We start from the raw sequence: 16359 nt of genomic DNA on the forward strand, positions 1-16359 counted from the left end.
ACGGCAATGACGAACATGGTTTGGAAAAGGAACGAGGTCGAAAGCCCCTGTATCCAGATCTGCGTCGTTCACCCGACCGAACGTATCTGTACCGGTTGCTACCGCACGATCGATGAAATCTCGCGCTGGTCTAAAATGGACAGCAACGAGCGTGCTGAGATCATGGAAAACCTGCCCTCACGCAAACCCCAGCTGACCAAACGCAGGGGTGGTCGTGCCGCACGCCTGAAAAAGTCTTAAATTCTATCCAGATCGAGGACATGGACTGAATCTGCGCCGCTGCAGGTTGGTCTGAACTTCGAGGGGGATCAAGTTCGAACACTTGTGGTGAGTGAGTGGCAACCCACAGCGACGCGCTTCAGTTTTCAGGTTCCTCCGAAGTGGTTACGCGGAAGAACAAGGCATTGCTAATCGTTTTTTGACCATTCAATCAAGAAAAACAAAACCTGACCTAGCATGACCTGACGTAAGCGTCAGGTTTAATCTTGGCCTACCCGGCAGCCAGCCAGGATTTGGCATTTTCGATATCCTCAGATGCAAAGAACTGAGTTCTCGTGCCCAGAACATGACTGGCCGCCCGTTGCGCCATATGTTGCCACGTTTTGTCCCCAACGATGGCCGCGCGATCCAGCATACCGGCATGATTCCGAACCAGTTTGAAATGCGATGCCAGCGCTGACAGACCCTGCCAGCCGTCAAATTCCCGCAAGTCGATCAACAACCGGAACCCCTCCTTGGCTTGCAACAGGTTATCGAGGTCCCGTTCCGCCCGGCTGAATTCGTCGGGGTCCAGCTTTCCCAAGAGGCTGATCTGAATGCACGGCCCACCCAGATCAACCACGTGAATCGACCCCAAAGATTCGCGCATCCAGCGTCTGGCGGCTTCTAGATCGGAAAGGGCAAAGACTTGCACCGGGCATGGCAGGATCGGGGCAGCCAGGCGGATACTGGTCTTTACCCAACCCTGATCCGCCGCCACGCCAATGCGATCAAATCCGCGCCAGTGGCTCAGCCCCAGCTTTGTATCGGCCCAAGCGGCACTCAGATCGTAACCCTTGAATTCCGGCTGAACGACGGCCAGCAGACGCACGTTGTCATGTTCGGTCAATGCGGCCTCGATAGCGGGCACCAGAACCTCGCTGTAATCAGTACTGGTCACCTCGCCGGACAGTTCGACTTCCAGCAATGCTCCGTCCGAATTCCTGTGGACCGTAATCATCAAAAACCTCCAAATCCGAATAATGGCAGGAGGTTAGGCGGATTCGATCCATTCGGCTACTCCCCCGGCGCACTCGGGGCGGAAATAGGCGATCATGCGTCCATCCGCCCCGGCCGAGGCATTGGCGCCCCATGGGGCCACCCCATGCAGGCAATGACGGTGCAACAGGTAGGCCTCACCGGGTTTGGCGGGCAATTCGATGCGTGGGCAAGTGTCGAATACTTCGCGGCGCGCAGCCTGATACGCCTCGGTTATATCCACCTGATGCAGACTATTGCGTGGGTGCCCGTCCAGCGCGTGTTTGAACGCGGCGCACAGGATTTTATGACTGCCTTCCCACAGCACCATGGGGGCGGCATCAATACTGGCATCGTTCAGAGGAATGCCCAATATCCACGCATGCGGCTCATCCACCCGCCGCCGCCGATCCGGTCCCGCAGGCCGCAACCCGTCCACATGTGCCGCGTCCCGCTTTAACCGATACTGACCGGCGCTGGCGCTTTCACCTTGTCGCGGGCGTGGATAGCCGGGGTAGATGACCGAGACCTGCCCCTTGTGCAGCGGCAGTTCTCCGTACTGATCGGTGATGAAATCCATGGCCTGGCCGGACAACACCCTCGATTGCCCAACCCTGCCCCGCGGGTCATTGTCCAGCGCGTCGACGCCAATAAACCATGTCCCCTCACAATCCAGCCATTGGGCATGGGCTGGTTCAGTGACAGATGCACGGGCAGCGGGCAGCGCGTGCCCTACCCACTCGGCCAGCACCGGATCGAAGGGGAACCTGATCCAGCCATTTTCGTGAAAATCGCTCATAACCCCAGTGCCTTACGCAGCATGTTCAGGGCGACCAGCGTCAGGAACACGGCAAACACGCGTCTGAGGGGTTTGGGGTTCATCGCATGAGCCAGCTTTACCCCCCACGGTGCGGTGATTGTCGTCATGGCGACAACGATACCAAAGGCAATCAAATTTACCGCCCCGATGGTCAGTGGCGGGCGGTGTTCCGGCGGAACGTCCAGAAACAGAAAGCCCAGAACAGAAGGCACCGCGATGATCACGCCAAAACCGGCAGCAGTTGCCACGGCGCGGTGAATGGGCGTGTTGTAAAGGCTCATCAGTGGCACGCCGAAACTGCCGCCTCCGATCCCCATCAACACTGAAAGAAAGCCCACCGGGGGCGACAGTACGGCACGTTTGATCCCTTTGGGCATGGCGTCACCCAACCGCCATTCAGATTTGCCTAGCCCAAGATAGGCCCCGATGACCATCCCCAGCACACCAAACAAAATCTGCAGAACCTCGGTCCGCAGCGCCGAGGCCACCAGAACACCGATGATCGCCCCGACCGCAATCCCAGGCCCCCAGCCGCGCAGGATTTCCCAGTCCACAGCGCCTTTTTTGTTGTGCGACAGCACCGATCGCACAGAGGTCACGATGATCGTCGCCAGAGAGGTCGCCAGACACAGCTGCATCAACTGCGGTCCGCCATATCCAAGCGTCTGGAAGGCATAGAAAAAGGCGGGCACCAGCACGATACCCCCGCCAACCCCCAGCAATCCGGCCAGCACACCGGCCAGCGCCCCGATTACAAGCAAAAGGCCCAGCATCTGGGCCAGCAACATCGTCTCGGGCATCTTCCCCCCATAACGGCCTGTGGCCGTAACTTGATCCGCTCAAACCTCGACCAGAGGCGCCACGCGCTCCAGTGCCTGCAACATCACCTCGGGGCCCCCGCCCTCATGCACCGCGCCTTCCGACAAGGTCCGCCGCCAGGCCCGCGCACCGGGGCGACCGGCAAACAAGCCCAGCATATGACGAGTGATCTGGTGCAACCGGCCCCCTTCGACAAGGTGAGCCTCAACATAGGGAACCATTTCCTGCACAACTTCGACAGGATCAGCGGCCTGCCCGGTGCCGTAGATCAGCGGGTCGGCTTCCGCCAAAATGTCGGTCGGCTGATGATAGGCCGTGCGCCCGATCATGACGCCGTCCAGCCCTGCCTCAAGATGCGTTCGCGCTTGATCCAGAGAGGTAATGCCCCCATTGATCGAGATATGCAGATCGGGAAATGCCGCCTTCATCCGGTGAACCAGATCATAATCCAAAGGCGGAATATCGCGGTTTTCCTTGGGGCTGAGACCCTGCAACCAAGCCTTACGCGCGTGGATCGTCACCCGTTCGCAACCGGCCGCGCGGATTTGGTCCAGAAATGTTGGCAGAACCTGTTCGGGGTTTTGTTCATCCACGCCGATCCGGCATTTGACCGTCACGTCAACATCCACAACCTCACGCATAGCAGATACGCATTCGGCAACCCGGCCCGGGTCCTTCATCAAAACCGCCCCAAATGTGCCGGACTGCACCCGATCCGAAGGGCAGCCGCAGTTCAGGTTGACCTCATCATAGCCCGCCTCGGTCCCAAGCCGCGCTGCCTGCGCCAATTCCTTTGGGTCGGACCCGCCCAGTTGCAGCGCTACGGGGTGTTCCTGAGGGCTGTATCTCAGCAAATGCATCGCCCCACCGCGCACCAGCGCTGGGGCCGTCACCATTTCCGTGTAAAGCAACGCTTGCCCACTGAGCAGCCGGTGCAGATAGCGACAGTGCCGATCCGTCCAGTCCATCATGGGGGCAACGGACAGACGGGCCGCGCGCCTAAGTCCCCCCCCTTTCAGGGCTGTGTTTTCTGCTAAATTCGACATACTTTCCGCGCCCGTCTTGGCCTTGTTCCTCAGGGGATCATTTCAGAACAGCCCTGTAGCACTATTTCGGGATCGAGTGCCACTCGGAATGCCAAATTGTCAGTTTCGTGACGAATCTCAGCCAGGGCGGATGATATGTGACGGGTTTTGACCCTTACACCGCATAACGGCTGATCATCATTTCGACGCTGTTTTCGATGGTTTCGGCCATTTCGGCCTCGCTCAGCACAGACCCGGTGAACAAAAGGGGCCAAAATGCGCGCGCTTTGATCAGGCCGATGAATTCGCGCCCCGCCTGTTCGGGATCGTCGATCCGCAATTGCCCGTCCTCGGCTGCATCCCGCATCATGCCGATGAAGGCAGCAGTTTTGTCTAGTTTGCCTGTCGCCTCGGCTGCAAGGGCCGGGCTGCGCAAGGTTTCGCTGATCACCATCCGGGACATCGCCATCACATCCGGCATCATCAGGATGCGCCCTTCGGCCCAGGCCAGTTCGGTCAGTTGTTCGCGAATATCACGGCCTTTTTCGTACCGGATTTCGACCACTTCGGCAAAGCGGCTGGACAGCTCGATCACAATCGAGCGAAACAGGTTTTCCTTGCTTTCGAAATACTTATACAGCGTACGCTTAGACACCTCGGCCTGCGCCGAGATGCGATCCATGCTGGCTGCGGCAAAGCCCTTGTCCTGGAACTCGGCCACAGCAGCTTCGATGATCTGCGCGTATTTGGTCGCATTCGGTGCGCTGCATTCGGTCATGTCAGAGCTATAGACCTATTGACAGGGGGCGGTCAAATCCTAGGTAAACGCAGGAGTTTACAAGGGCGATATTCTGTGCCACTAGTAAACGCGCCAGTTTACCGACTCAGGTAACCAGCCCAACACGGAAGGTCCCCTCATGGCACTGACATTGAAACTGAATGGCGAAACCCACACGGTTGACGCCGAACCCGGTACGCCCTTGCTGTGGGTAATCCGGGATGAATTAAAACTAACTGGAACCAAATTCGGCTGCGGCGTCGCCTCGTGCGGTGCCTGCACCGTACACCTGAATGGCGAGCCCGTACGCTCGTGCCAGACCTATATCGAAGACGTCGAAGATGCCGAGATCACCACAATCGAGGCCGTCGGCAATGACAAGATCGGCGCCGCCGTTCAGCAGGCCTGGGTTGAGTTGGACGTCGTTCAGTGCGGCTATTGCCAATCGGGTCAGGTGATGTCGGCCGTTGGGCTGTTGTCCGAAAATCCCACCCCATCCGTCGAAGAGATTGACGATTACATGCACGGCAATGCCTGCCGCTGCGCCACCTATCAACGCATTCGCGCCGGCATTCAGCGCGCGTCCGAAATACTGGAGGCCTGATCTATGACCATCAACACCTCTCGCCGTGGGTTTCTGAAAGGGGCCGCCGCTGCCGGTGCTGTTCTGCTGGTTGGTGCGCGTGCCGATGGCGTGCTGGCTGCGACCTCATCCGAGACTGCGCAATTCAACCCCTTCGTCAAGATTGATGCGAATGGCACAGTGACGGCCATCGTCAAACACTTTGAAAAAGGTCAGGGCCCCGCAACCGGCCTGCCGACGTTGATCGCCGAAGAAATCGGTCTTCGCATGGATCAGATCGACTACGAATTCGCGCCATCTAACGCGCAGATTTACAACAACCTTCTGTTCGGCCCCTTTCAGGGCACCGGCGGGTCGACCGCGATGGCGAATTCGTGGATGCAATATCGTCAGGCCGGTGCCGCCGCGCGCGAAATGCTGATCGCCGCCGCCGCCCAAAGCTGGGGCGTGGATGCCGCGGGTATCACCATCGACGAAGGCATCGTCAAAGCGGGCGACCAATCCGCCCCGATTGCCGAGTTTGTGGCTGCGGCCTCTCAGCTAGACGCGCCCACCGAGCCGCGCCTGAAAGACCCATCGGAATTCCGTCTGATCGGCAACGAATCCGTGCGCCGCAAGGATTCCGCCATCAAAGGCAACGGTCAGGCCATGTATGCCATGGACGTTCACCTGCCAAACCAGATGGTCGCCATGATCAAGCGCCCTGAGTCAAAAGGCGGTATCGCCAACGGCTTTGACGACAGCGCGTCGAAAGAAGTCAAAGGCTATATCTCAGCCGCCGTTCTGCCCAATCAGGCAGGGGTCGCGGTTTACGCCGAAAACACCTGGGCCGCGATCCAGGCGCGTGACGCGCTTGAGGTTGATTGGGATATGTCGGGCGCGGAAACCCGCCATTCGGATCAGATCAAGGCCGAGATCATGGCCGCACTGGATGCCGAACCAACTTATAACGTGAACAAGGCGGACTTCGCAGCAGTCGCAGCAGCAATCGACGGGGCAGACAAGGTCATCGAAAAGACCTTTTACTTCCCGCTGCTGGCGCATGCTCCGATGGAGCCTCTGAACTGCACCATCGAACAAACCGCCGAGGGCGACATCGTCTTGCATGACGGTGCGCAAATGCCGACCGGCCCGCACATGGCGTATCAGCAAATCTTCCAACTGCCGCCCGAAAAGATCCACATCAAGACGATGCTGGCAGGCGGGTCGTTCGGGCGTCGCGCGACACCAGATGCGGATTACCAAGTCGAGGCAGCGCTGGCCTTTGTGGTCACCGACCGCTCGCGCCCGGTTAAGCTGGTCTGGACGCGTGAGGATGACATCCGCAGCGGCTATTACCGCCCTGCCTTTGGTCACAAGGTCCGTGTGGGCCTGAATGCCAATGGCGACATCGTTGGCTGGCAACATCAGGTAGCTGGCCAATCGGTCATCAAGGGCACTCCGTTTGAATCCGTTCTGGTGCATGACGGGATCGACCACAGCTCGATCGAAGGTATCGCCGACAGTCCTTATGCCATCCCCGGAATGGCGCTTGGGCTGACCGACACGCCGAAGGCAACGACGGTACTGTGGTGGCGCTCTGTGGGCCACACCCACACCGGCTATGTCATGGAGACGATGATGGATGCAGTTGCCGAGGCCGCAGGGCGCGATCCAGTGAAGTTCCGACTGTCGCACCTTGCCGACGCCAGCAACCCGGATCAGGCACGCAAAGCTACGGTTCTGAAACTGGCGGCTGAAAAAGGCAACTGGGGCAACGCGCCTGCAGGTCGCGCGCAGGGTATCGCAGTTCACAAGTCCTTTGGTTCCTATGCAGCTCAGGTTGTCGAGGTATCGGGCGATCCGGAAAACGGCATCAAGATCGAAAAGGTCACCTGTGCAGTCGATTGTGGCATTGCGGTGAACCCTGATGTGGTGCGCGCGCAGATGGAAGGCGGCATCGGTTACGGCATCGGGCATGTCATGCGCGATCAGATCACGCTGACAGATGGCACTGTGGATCAATTCAACTTCCCGGATTATGAGCCGCTGCGGATTGGCGACATTGCCGCGATTGACGTACATATCGTTCCATCAGCCGAGGCACCCACAGGTGTTGGCGAACCGGGCACCCCACCCTCGGCCCCGGCGTTGGCCAATGCAATCAACGCATTGTCAGGCACGCATGTAGCCGAACTGCCAATGGCTGAAAACGGCGTCAGCTTCGTTTAAAGCCCCTGCTCCGCGCCGTCCCCCTCGGGCGCGGAGCAACTTGCTGCAAAACCATTGCGGCAATAATTTGATCAAATTTAGTGACAAGGCGCGTTTAACCCATTACATCTCGGGTAACTCGAAGGATGGAGACCCCGATGGACCTGAGCGCCCTGCACAGTTTTCGCGTTGCTGCATGTGACCTAAACGGTCAGATGCGCGGCAAGCGAGTGCCGCCCTCATATGCCGACAAGCTGACTAAAGGCGCGGTGCGGATGCCCTTTTCCGCGTTGAATGTGGATCTATGGGGCGCGGATATCGACGGCAGCCCGCTGGTCTTTGAATCCGGTGACGCCGATGGAATGCTGCTGCCGACGGACCGCGGGCCGGTGCCGATGCCTTGGCTGGAAGCAGACACCGCACTGGTCCCGATGTGCTTGCATGATGACGCAGGTGTGCCCTTTGCTGGGGATCCCCGGCACACGCTGGCCGCTGTGCTGGAACGCTATGCCCAGCGCGGTTGGTCTGTCATCGCAGCGACCGAACTGGAGTTCACTCTGCTGGACGCATCCGGCCCCCAGCCGCAGCCTCCAATCAACCCGGTCACAGATCGGCGGCTGGCGGATGAGGCAGTTTTGTCCATGGCCGAGATGGACGCGTTCGACGCGTTTTTCACCGATCTCTACGACGGATGCGCAGCCATGGACATACCAGCCCAGACAGCGATATCCGAAAGCGGCATTGGCCAGTTCGAGATCAACCTGAACCATCAGGATGCCATGCGCTGCGCCGATGATACGTGGCTTTTCAAGACCTTGACGCGTGGCCTTGCCCGCAAACATGGGTTTACGGCCACATTCATGTCGAAACCGTACGCCGATGACGCGGGCAACGGGATGCACGTGCATTTTTCGGTCGTTGATGAGGAAGGCCGAAACGTATTCGACAATGGCGGGCCTGAGGGCACTGATCTGCTGCGCTGGGCCGTTGCCGGATGTCTGTCGGCGATGCCGGGCTGCACGCTGATATTTGCGCCCCACGGCAATTCCTACACGCGCCTTATACCCGGCGCGCACGCCCCGACCGGTGCCAGTTGGGCCTATGAAAACCGCACCGCCGCCCTTCGCATTCCCGGCGGTGCCCCTGCCGCGCGGCGGATCGAACATCGCGTCGCGGGCGGCGACATCAACCCTTATCTGATGCTGGCGGCCGTGCTGGGTGCCGCGCTGAACGGGATCGAGGACGAGACCGAACCCCCCGCCCCAATCTCGGGCAATGCATATGAGATCGACAGCTTGCCGCAACTGGCGGCAGAATGGGGTGCAGCCATTACCGCGTTCGAAACCGACCCGAACGTGGCGCGCATCTTCCCCGCCGATCTGATCCGCTTTTTCGCCATGACCAAGCGGCAGGAAATGCGCCGCTTTGCCGACCGCCCGGCGGAAGAACACTGGCTAAGCTATCTCGAAGCGGTATGACCCTCTTGCCCGCGTGAACCCGGTGGGCTAGAATAAATTTGATCAAATTTGGTGACCCATGAAAATCGGCATCCTACTGACCGGCCACCCTCCTGACGTATTGCAGGACCAGTTCGACGAATATGACGCGATGTTTCGCGCGCTTCTGGACGGCAATGGCTTTACCTATGAAACCTTCGCTGTCGTGGACGGGCAGTTTCCAAAAGATGAGCTTCAGGCCGATGGTTGGGTCATCACTGGCTCGCGCCACGGTGCGTATGAGAACCACCCGTGGATACCGCCTCTTGAAGATCTGATCCGCGCCATTCGCCAAAGCGGTCGCCCCCTGATCGGCGTCTGTTTCGGCCACCAGATCATTGCGCAGGCCCTTGGCGGGAAAGTCGAGAAATTCAAAGGCGGCTGGGCCGTTGGACGCACGGACTATGAATATGACGGCCAGACCATAACGCTGAACGCCTGGCATCAGGATCAGGTGATTGAATTGCCCGAAGACGCGCGCGTGTTGGGCACAAACACTTTCTGCCGAAACGCGATGGTGGCCTATGGCGAAAACGTCTGGACGGTACAGGCGCATCCGGAATACGGCGATGCCTTCATTCAGGGCCTCATGAACACGCGCGGAAAAGGCGTTGTGCCCGATGCACTGATGGAGGCGGCAGCCAACCGCCTGCCCGCCCAGAATGACAATCCGAAGATCGGGCAGTTGATGGCCGAGTTTCTGAAGAAAGAGAGGGCCTGATGGCCGACTGGAAAGATCAACTGCCACAGGCAGCCCGAACTTATATCGACGGCCAACGGCTGGATGAGGTTGAATGCATCATCTCGGACTTACCCGGTATCGCCCGTGGTAAGGCTGTGCCCGCCTCAAAATTTGCAAAGCAGGCCTATTTCCATCTGCCTGACAGCGTTTTCTACCAGACCATCACAGGTGATTGGGGTGAGGCCGCCGGCGAGGATGGGTTTATCGAACGGGACATGATCCTCAAGCCTGACTTTTCGACCGCCTCGGCCGCGCCCTGGACGGGCGACTGGACACTGCAAGTGATCCACGACGCCTATGACCGGGATGGAGAGCCGATCCCCTTCAGCCCCCGCAACGTGCTGAAACGGGTGGTGCAGATGTATCACGACAAGGGCTGGAAGCCGATTGTCGCGCCTGAAATGGAGTTCTTTCTGGTCGCCCGCAATGTCGATCCGGCGCAGGGGATCAAGCCGATGATGGGGCGTTCGGGGCGTCCGGCGGCAGCTCGTCAGGCCTATTCAATGACGGCAGTGGACGAGTTCGGCCCAGTGATCGACGACATCTACGATTTCGCCGAACACCAAGGGTTCGAGATCGACGGCATCACGCAAGAAGGCGGCGCGGGTCAGCTGGAAATCAATCTACGCCATGGCGATCCGGTCAAGCTGGCGGATGAGGTGTTCTACTTCAAACGCCTGATCCGCGAAGCCGCTTTGCGTCACGATTGCTTTGCCACCTTCATGGCCAAGCCGATCGAGGATGAGCCGGGCTCGGCCATGCATATCCACCACTCGATCATCGATACTGAGACCGGGCAAAACATATTCTCTGGTCCACAGGGCGGTGAGACAGATGCGTTCTATAACTTCATTGCCGGGCTGCAGAACCACCTGCCCGCCGGGCTGGCCGTGATGGCGCCTTACGTGAACTCCTACCGTCGCTACGTGAAAGACCACGCCGCACCGATCAATCTGGAATGGGCGCGTGATAATCGCACCACCGGTATCCGCGTGCCCCTGTCCGGGCCTGAGGCGCGGCGGGTCGAAAACCGTATCGCCGGGATGGACTGCAACCCTTATCTGGGCATCGCGCTGTCGCTGGCCTGTGGCTATCTGGGGCTGACTCAACAGGAACGTCCCCGCCGTCAATTCTATGGCGACGCCTATGAAGGCGAAGGCGATATCCCGCAGGTTATGGGCAGCGCGCTTGACCTGTTTGATGAGGCCGACGCCCTGCATGAGGTCCTTGGCCCAGAATTCGCCCGCGTCTACAGCATCGTCAAACGCGCAGAATACGAGGAATTCCTGCAGGTGATCTCTCCGTGGGAGCGTGAGCATCTGCTGCTGAACGTCTGAGGTGCGCGATGAACCTGCTCTATTCCAACGACCGCAAGGCCGAGTATCCGGCCAGTTGGTATGCGGCGACGGCCAACCCGGTGGATCGGTTTCCGGCACTCTGCAAAGACGAGACAGCCGATGTCTGTGTCGTCGGTGCAGGCTACACCGGCCTGTCCGCCGCGCTGCATTTGGCCGAAGCCGGGCTCAACGTGGTGCTACTTGAGGCGCACCGTGTGGGGTTCGGCGCGTCCGGTCGCAACGGTGGCCAGTTGGGAAGCGCCCAGCGCATGGACCAGGAAGACCTCGAGCGGTTGGTTGGAAACGATGATGCGGCCAAGCTATGGGATCTGGCAGAGGACGCAAAAGATCTGGTCAAATCGCTGATCGCTAAGCACCAGATCGACTGCGACCTGAAACCGGGCGTTGCCGTTCTGGGCCTCAGCGCAGGCGAGCAGCAAGACCTGCACGAACATGCCGCACATCTATCCGGCCGTTACAGTTACGATCAGATCGAATTGTTGGATGAAACCGCCGGCCACGCGCTGTGCCCATCGCCCTCTTACAGAGGCGGGTATCTGGACATGGGTGCGGCACATCTGCATCCGTTGAACTTTGCCTTGGGTCTGGCGCAGGCCGCGGTAAAGGCCGGGGTGCGTATCTTTGAGGGCACTGAGGTCACCGGTATCGACGAAGGCCAACACGCCAAGGTGCAGACGGCGAACGGAACGGTCAGAGCCGACAACGTTATTCTGGCCTGCAATGGCTATCTGGGCGATCTGAACCGCAGGGTGGCGTCAAGGGTCATGCCGATCAACAACTTCATCGCGGCGACCGAACCCTTGGGCGCTGATGCTGCCCGTGTCCTGACACGGGACGTTGCGGTCGCCGACACGAAATTCGTGGTGAATTACTTCCGCCTCAGCTCGGATGGTCGCCTGCTGTTTGGCGGTGGTGAGAGTTATGGCTACCGTTTCCCCGCCGACATAGCCGCCAAGGTGCGCAAACCTATGACAGAGATTTTTCCGCATCTGCATGATGTGAAGATCGACTATGCCTGGGGTGGCACGCTGGCTATCACCATGCGCCGCATGCCCTACCTGACGCGAGTTGCGCCGAATATCCTGTCGGCCTCGGGCTATTCAGGCCACGGTGTCGGCACGGCCACCCATGCTGGTCAATTGATGGCACTGGCCATACAGGGACAAGCCGAAGGCTTTGACACCATGGCCCGCGTCCCCGCCCTGCCCTTTCCCGGTGGCTCCGCCCTGCGCAGCCCGTTGCTGGTTCTGGCAATGACGTGGTTTGCGCTGCGGGATCGGTTGGGGTTTTGAGGGCGAAGAACACCAGCTCGAGTGCTTGCTTGTCCTCATTTGCATTACTCAGTTCGGCAAATCGCGAAGTATACATCGGTTTTCGATTAACGCCCCCAAGCACTGGACGCGTCAAGGCCGCCTGTATGATTCCATTTCGCAGAATTTTCCTAAAACTAGACCAATGTAGCAATTTCAGTTCATTTGGCGAACAACGCGAAAACCGGAATACTGGCTACGATGAGTTTCAGATCCTGAGCCTCGAGACGCCACGCGGACTGAGTCCATTCCTGTGTTGAATGCACCCCCTCGAGATACGCGCTTACAACTCTCAACTTCGCTTTGGTGCAACCATTCACTTGAGGTGGACCAGCCAGCATATTCATTGGTGTAGCAGGACCGCGTCTGTTCGTTGACGTTCCCAGACATATGCCGTAGCCCCCATTCGTTGGCCGCATCCAATTCGTCCACCGGAACTGGAAGCATCCGAGAGAGCAAATCCGGCCGCGGAACGCCGCTTAGTCGTTCCGTTCCGCGCCCATAGAAATTCGCTTGCTCAGATGTCAGCTCATCCCCTTGCGCAAAACGTGTCTGCGTTCCTGTTCGGGCTGCATATTCCCACTCTGCCTCGGTGGGTAACCTGTAAGCTTGAACGCCAACCTTTTCGTTGAGCCATTCGACATAGGCCTGCGCATCAAGATAGGACACGTTGACAACGGGATGGTCGTCGTACACTGGGATTCTGACGTGCTTCCGGTTCTCATTTAGTTTTAAGATCACATTGTTTGGAGAATACCCGCCGCACCCGCCATCGTGGACACAAGCCATCCATTGATCATAGGTGATTTCGTTGCGCGCCATGGCGATGGGAATATCGATTTCAACGCGATGCAACGGTCGTTCATCTTTACCAATGGCCGGATGCCCGACGTCGACCATAGCCAATTTGCCATCTAGCATGACCAACCCGTTTATCGAGTCTCCGATCGGTCCTCCCATCGTAAATTCACCAAGGGGTAAGACGATCATTTCAGGACAAACATCGCATTCCTGAAACACATCAAGCGGTGCAACTTCAGTGCCATCCGAAAGCACATATTCCGCATATACTGCCGAAGCGAACGTTGAAAGCGCCCAAAGGCAAGTGAAACGTGCGAATGTCAAAGCCGTGATCCAACCCATCAAACAAAAAGCGTAAAGGTTGGGTCATTGGCATCTTACTGCCCCCGAAGTTGCAAGCTCAAAATACTTTTTGGGACCTGTCGCAGGCTGACCTGCGACCTTCCGACTGTGAAGGATTGGTGAAATTTCGCCAACATGGCGATTGAGGGGTTTTATTGCCCCCCATTTAGCTTTATCTTTCCCAAAGTTAGAATTTGGGAAAATCAAATATGACGCTTCCTCCAAACGTTCATGACGCCGAACCCATCCCCGAAGCCGCAAAAGAAGCCATCGACGCCCTGATGCAGTCGGGCGACCTGTTCCGCTATACCGCGCCGCAGGATGCCCCCGTGGCTTTGCTTGAGGCGGATTTCGCCGCCCTGCTAGGCACGAAATACGCGCTGGCCGTGTCATCGTGCTCGGCTGCATTGTTCCTATCCCTAAAGGCACTGAACCTGCCGCGGGACGCGCGGGTGTTGATCCCCGGCTTTACCTTTGCCGCCGTGCCCTCGTCTGTCGTGCATGCGGATTGCATTCCGGTGCTGTGTGAGGTCGGCGAGAATTATCGCATCGACATGGAAGATTTCGCCACCAAGCTGGACGGCGTACAGGCCGTAATCATCAGCCATATGCGCGGCCACACGTCCGACATGGATGCCATCATGGCGCTGTGCAACGAACGCGACATCCCAGTAATCGAGGATGCGGCTCATTCGCTGGGCACAACCTGGCATGGACAGAACATTGGCACCATCGGCAAGGTGGGGTGCTTTTCATTCCAGTCCTACAAGATGATCAACGCGGGGGAAGGCGGCATCCTGATCACCGACGATGCCGACCTGGTGGCCCAGGCCGTGATCATGTCGGGCGCTTATGAGCACAACTGGAAGAAGCACAAAACCCCGCATGGCGACAACTCGCCCGAGTTGGAGCAAGCCTTTGCCCGCTGGCAGAACCAGTTGCCGCTGTATAATCTGCGTATGAGCAACCTGAGCGCTGCCGTGATCCGCCCACAAATCCCCGAACTGGCGCGGCGCGTGCGGGATGGCCTGTCTAACCACGACTACGTGGCCGAACGGCTGAACACCTCGTCCCATATCGACGTCCCTGCCCCCCTGACACCCGAACGCCGGGCACCGGATTCGATCCAGTTCAATCTGGCCGGAATGAATGAGGCCGAAATCCGCGCCTTTGCGGCGGCTTCAGAGGCACGCGGTGTCAAAGTTCAGGTTTTCGGCCTGAGCGAAGACAACGCCCGCGCCTTCTGGAACTGGCAATTCCTGCCCGAGAAGTTCGACTTGCCGCAGACACGGGACATGCTGATGAAAGCGTGCGACGTCCGTCTGCCTGTACGGCTGACCAAGGAAGAACTAGACGTGATCGCCGATATTCTACTGGCTTCGGTCGGCGAGGTGACCGGTCCGGTTCCCGTCTACGGAACTTGATAAGGCTTACGGATCGAGGTCAAACAACTCTGTCGACAGAAACAGGGCTGTAATCCCCTCGGGGGTTACACCCACACGCGACAGGATCGCCGCGACTTGGGGGCCGGTCGGCGTGTCCACTAAAAGCGGCGCACCGGAATCTCCCATCATGACCGGGCACAGCGACAAGACCATTCCACCTTCAAGGGGACGCGGCGCACAGGTCAAAGTTCGACTGAGGACATGAGGCCGAAGACCGGAATACCCCGCAACAAACGACGAAGGCTTCAACGCAGATGCCAACGGCAGATAACCAACCGTTTGACCAATAGGCTTGGTCAATTCCAGAACCGCCCAGTCCAATTCGGTACGGTCGTCGAACGCCCCGTCAGCGCCTTGTTCCGGATGCAACTTATACCCATCGATACCCGCAACGGCCGTGGCCTCTCCGCGTTGATAGCCAGCGGCAAACCGGATGCTAGAGGGCGGTATCCAGCGTTTGCGTGGGGAATTGTACAGGCAATGCGCAGCAGTCAGGACCAGCCGGTCAGACACCAATACGCCAGTACAATGTGACCGCCGATCCCTGCTGGCGAAATTGAGGCGCCCAATGGCACGCCATGGGAGCTGATCCGCATCCAGGATCTCGCGCGCACGAATGGCATCGCACCCTTCTTCGGATTGGGTGCCCATCGTGCAAACCGCAGACCAGCCTTCTGAAAAAACGCCCTGTGATGACACCGGGTGGGCCCAAAGCACCGCAACACTCAGGACCAGCCAGCGCAACACAACAGACGTCAGTTCAACTTGGAGAGCTTTTTCTGCAACTCAGCCAGCTGCTTTTTGATGTCATCCAGATCTTCTTTCGATTCCGGATTGGCATCTTCACCATCTTCAGGGCCTGACCAATTGCCTGACAGCCCCCCGGTCATCGCCTTGAGGAATGCCTGTTGCTGCGCCTGCATCGCTTCGAAACCCGGTATCTGCGACATCGGGTTCATGGCATTCATATTCTCCATCATCTTGCTCTGGCTTTCGCGCAGCATCTCAAACGAACTTTGCAGGAATTGCGGCATCATCCCGCCACCCGGAATCATGTAGCTGCGCACCAGATCGTTCAGCACGTTGACCGGCAGCACATTTTCACCCCGGCTTTCGTGTTCGGCGATGATTTGCAGTAGATATTGCCGGGTCAGATCGTCGCCAGATTTCAGGTCAATGATCTGCACTTCGCGCCCATCGCGGATGAAGGTCGCGATATCTTCGAGCGTAACATAGTCGCTGGTCTCGGTGTTATACAGCCTGCGGCTTGCATAGCGCTTGATCAACAGCGGTTTTTCTTGTTCTGGCACCGTTTGCCCTCCCCAAGGATGATGCGTTGCAGCAGAGATTATGCGACCGCAGAACAAAAAGAAAGGGCAGGTCCTAAGACCTGCCCTGCGCGATTGCACCAAAT

Annotated in this window: 16 protein-coding genes; 8 read left to right on the plus strand and 8 right to left on the minus strand. The window is 58.5% G+C overall.

Going from position 1 to position 16359, the window contains the following annotated elements; translation table 11 throughout:
* Positions 1-6 precede the first annotated feature (6 nt).
* Positions 7-240 (plus strand): DUF1289 domain-containing protein, encoded by a 234-nt coding sequence (locus ACR0DL_RS07245; RefSeq protein WP_170359116.1) that lies wholly within the window; start codon positions 7-9, stop codon positions 238-240.
* A 250-nt stretch (positions 241-490) separates the two neighbouring features.
* Here the strand turns inward: ACR0DL_RS07245 and ACR0DL_RS07250 are convergent, their stop codons facing one another.
* The 5 genes from ACR0DL_RS07250 to ACR0DL_RS07270 all read right to left on the minus strand — a co-directional run bounded on the left by ACR0DL_RS07250 (position 491) and on the right by ACR0DL_RS07270 (position 4678).
* Positions 491-1219 (minus strand): SpoIIAA family protein, encoded by a 729-nt coding sequence (locus tag ACR0DL_RS07250; protein ID WP_480688286.1) that lies wholly within the window; start codon positions 1217-1219, stop codon positions 491-493.
* A 33-nt stretch (positions 1220-1252) separates the two neighbouring features.
* Positions 1253-2035 carry a hypothetical protein gene (locus ACR0DL_RS07255; protein WP_480688288.1) on the minus strand — a complete coding sequence of 261 codons (783 nt, stop codon included), beginning with the start codon at positions 2033-2035 and terminating at the stop codon, positions 1253-1255.
* On the minus strand, positions 2032-2856 hold the full coding sequence (locus ACR0DL_RS07260) for a sulfite exporter TauE/SafE family protein (protein ID WP_170375903.1): 825 nt from the start codon (positions 2854-2856) through the stop codon (positions 2032-2034). The genes ACR0DL_RS07255 and ACR0DL_RS07260 overlap by 4 nt, the downstream gene beginning before the upstream one ends.
* A 39-nt stretch (positions 2857-2895) precedes the next feature.
* The gene (gene dusA / locus ACR0DL_RS07265) at positions 2896-3921 is read right to left on the minus strand and encodes a tRNA dihydrouridine(20/20a) synthase DusA (protein WP_480688290.1); all 1026 of its coding nucleotides are present in this window, start codon (positions 3919-3921) and stop codon (positions 2896-2898) included.
* A 154-nt stretch (positions 3922-4075) separates the two neighbouring features.
* Entirely contained in the window at positions 4076-4678 is a 603-nt protein-coding gene (locus tag ACR0DL_RS07270; RefSeq protein ID WP_480688292.1) for a TetR/AcrR family transcriptional regulator, read from the minus strand.
* 139 nt (positions 4679-4817) lie between these two features.
* On the opposite strand from ACR0DL_RS07270, the gene ACR0DL_RS07275 reads away from it, so the two are divergent.
* The 6 genes from ACR0DL_RS07275 to ACR0DL_RS07300 all read left to right on the plus strand — a co-directional run bounded on the left by ACR0DL_RS07275 (position 4818) and on the right by ACR0DL_RS07300 (position 12339).
* Complete coding sequence (locus ACR0DL_RS07275) at positions 4818-5282, plus strand: (2Fe-2S)-binding protein (RefSeq protein WP_170349143.1); 465 nt, start codon at positions 4818-4820, stop codon at positions 5280-5282.
* Positions 5283-5285: 3 nt separating this feature from the next.
* Positions 5286-7472: a xanthine dehydrogenase family protein molybdopterin-binding subunit gene (locus ACR0DL_RS07280; protein ID WP_170375907.1), complete on the plus strand. Its 2187-nt coding sequence runs from the start codon at positions 5286-5288 to the stop codon at positions 7470-7472.
* 137 nt (positions 7473-7609) lie between these two features.
* A complete protein-coding gene (locus ACR0DL_RS07285) occupies positions 7610-8929 on the plus strand; it encodes a glutamine synthetase family protein (protein ID WP_480688295.1) in 1320 nt (439 codons plus the stop codon).
* Positions 8930-8987: 58 nt separating this feature from the next.
* On the plus strand, positions 8988-9668 hold the full coding sequence (locus ACR0DL_RS07290; protein ID WP_170549560.1) for a type 1 glutamine amidotransferase: 681 nt from the start codon (positions 8988-8990) through the stop codon (positions 9666-9668).
* Positions 9668-11026, plus strand: coding sequence for a glutamine synthetase family protein (locus ACR0DL_RS07295; protein WP_170349147.1), 1359 nt, complete (start codon positions 9668-9670; stop codon positions 11024-11026). Before ACR0DL_RS07290 ends, ACR0DL_RS07295 begins: the two co-directional genes overlap by 1 nt.
* A gap of 8 nt (positions 11027-11034) precedes the next feature.
* Entirely contained in the window at positions 11035-12339 is a 1305-nt protein-coding gene (locus ACR0DL_RS07300) for an NAD(P)/FAD-dependent oxidoreductase (RefSeq protein WP_480688297.1), read from the plus strand.
* A gap of 174 nt (positions 12340-12513) precedes the next feature.
* On the opposite strand, the gene ACR0DL_RS07305 is transcribed toward ACR0DL_RS07300, so the two are convergent.
* Positions 12514-13482, minus strand: coding sequence for a formylglycine-generating enzyme family protein (locus ACR0DL_RS07305; protein ID WP_480688299.1), 969 nt, complete (start codon positions 13480-13482; stop codon positions 12514-12516).
* Between the two features lie 227 nt (positions 13483-13709).
* On the opposite strand from ACR0DL_RS07305, the gene ACR0DL_RS07310 reads away from it, so the two are divergent.
* Positions 13710-14924: a DegT/DnrJ/EryC1/StrS family aminotransferase gene (locus ACR0DL_RS07310; protein ID WP_480688301.1), complete on the plus strand. Its 1215-nt coding sequence runs from the start codon at positions 13710-13712 to the stop codon at positions 14922-14924.
* Positions 14925-14930: 6 nt separating this feature from the next.
* On the opposite strand, the gene ACR0DL_RS07315 is transcribed toward ACR0DL_RS07310, so the two are convergent.
* Together ACR0DL_RS07315 and phaR are read right to left on the minus strand one after the other, a co-directional pair.
* Positions 14931-15596 carry a trypsin-like serine peptidase gene (locus ACR0DL_RS07315; protein WP_480688303.1) on the minus strand — a complete coding sequence of 222 codons (666 nt, stop codon included), beginning with the start codon at positions 15594-15596 and terminating at the stop codon, positions 14931-14933.
* Between the two features lie 104 nt (positions 15597-15700).
* Complete coding sequence (phaR, locus tag ACR0DL_RS07320) at positions 15701-16255, minus strand: polyhydroxyalkanoate synthesis repressor PhaR (protein WP_170410374.1); 555 nt, start codon at positions 16253-16255, stop codon at positions 15701-15703.
* Between the last annotated feature and the right edge of the window lie 104 nt (positions 16256-16359).

The sequence above is a fragment of the Ruegeria sp. BB5 genome, from assembly GCF_056539405.1.

Excerpts from the sequence above, each read along its gene's own strand:
- ACR0DL_RS07255 (WP_480688288.1), bottom strand. The coding sequence starts at position 2,035 with ATGAGCGATTTTCACGAAAATGGCTGGATCAGGTTCCCCTTCGATCCG.
- ACR0DL_RS07275 (WP_170349143.1), top strand. The coding sequence starts at position 4,818 with ATGGCACTGACATTGAAACTGAATGGCGAAACCCACACGGTTGACGCC.
- ACR0DL_RS07270 (WP_480688292.1), bottom strand. The coding sequence starts at position 4,678 with ATGACCGAATGCAGCGCACCGAATGCGACCAAATACGCGCAGATCATC.
- ACR0DL_RS07260 (WP_170375903.1), bottom strand. The coding sequence starts at position 2,856 with ATGCCCGAGACGATGTTGCTGGCCCAGATGCTGGGCCTTTTGCTTGTA.
- ACR0DL_RS07250 (WP_480688286.1), bottom strand. The coding sequence starts at position 1,219 with ATGATTACGGTCCACAGGAATTCGGACGGAGCATTGCTGGAAGTCGAA.
- ACR0DL_RS07280 (WP_170375907.1), top strand. The coding sequence starts at position 5,286 with ATGACCATCAACACCTCTCGCCGTGGGTTTCTGAAAGGGGCCGCCGCT.
- ACR0DL_RS07295 (WP_170349147.1), top strand. The coding sequence starts at position 9,668 with ATGGCCGACTGGAAAGATCAACTGCCACAGGCAGCCCGAACTTATATC.
- ACR0DL_RS07290 (WP_170549560.1), top strand. The coding sequence starts at position 8,988 with ATGAAAATCGGCATCCTACTGACCGGCCACCCTCCTGACGTATTGCAG.
- ACR0DL_RS07245 (WP_170359116.1), top strand. The coding sequence starts at position 7 with ATGACGAACATGGTTTGGAAAAGGAACGAGGTCGAAAGCCCCTGTATC.
- dusA (WP_480688290.1), bottom strand. The coding sequence starts at position 3,921 with ATGTCGAATTTAGCAGAAAACACAGCCCTGAAAGGGGGGGGACTTAGG.
- ACR0DL_RS07315 (WP_480688303.1), bottom strand. The coding sequence starts at position 15,596 with ATGGGCACCCAATCCGAAGAAGGGTGCGATGCCATTCGTGCGCGCGAG.
- ACR0DL_RS07285 (WP_480688295.1), top strand. The coding sequence starts at position 7,610 with ATGGACCTGAGCGCCCTGCACAGTTTTCGCGTTGCTGCATGTGACCTA.
- ACR0DL_RS07310 (WP_480688301.1), top strand. The coding sequence starts at position 13,710 with ATGACGCTTCCTCCAAACGTTCATGACGCCGAACCCATCCCCGAAGCC.
- ACR0DL_RS07300 (WP_480688297.1), top strand. The coding sequence starts at position 11,035 with ATGAACCTGCTCTATTCCAACGACCGCAAGGCCGAGTATCCGGCCAGT.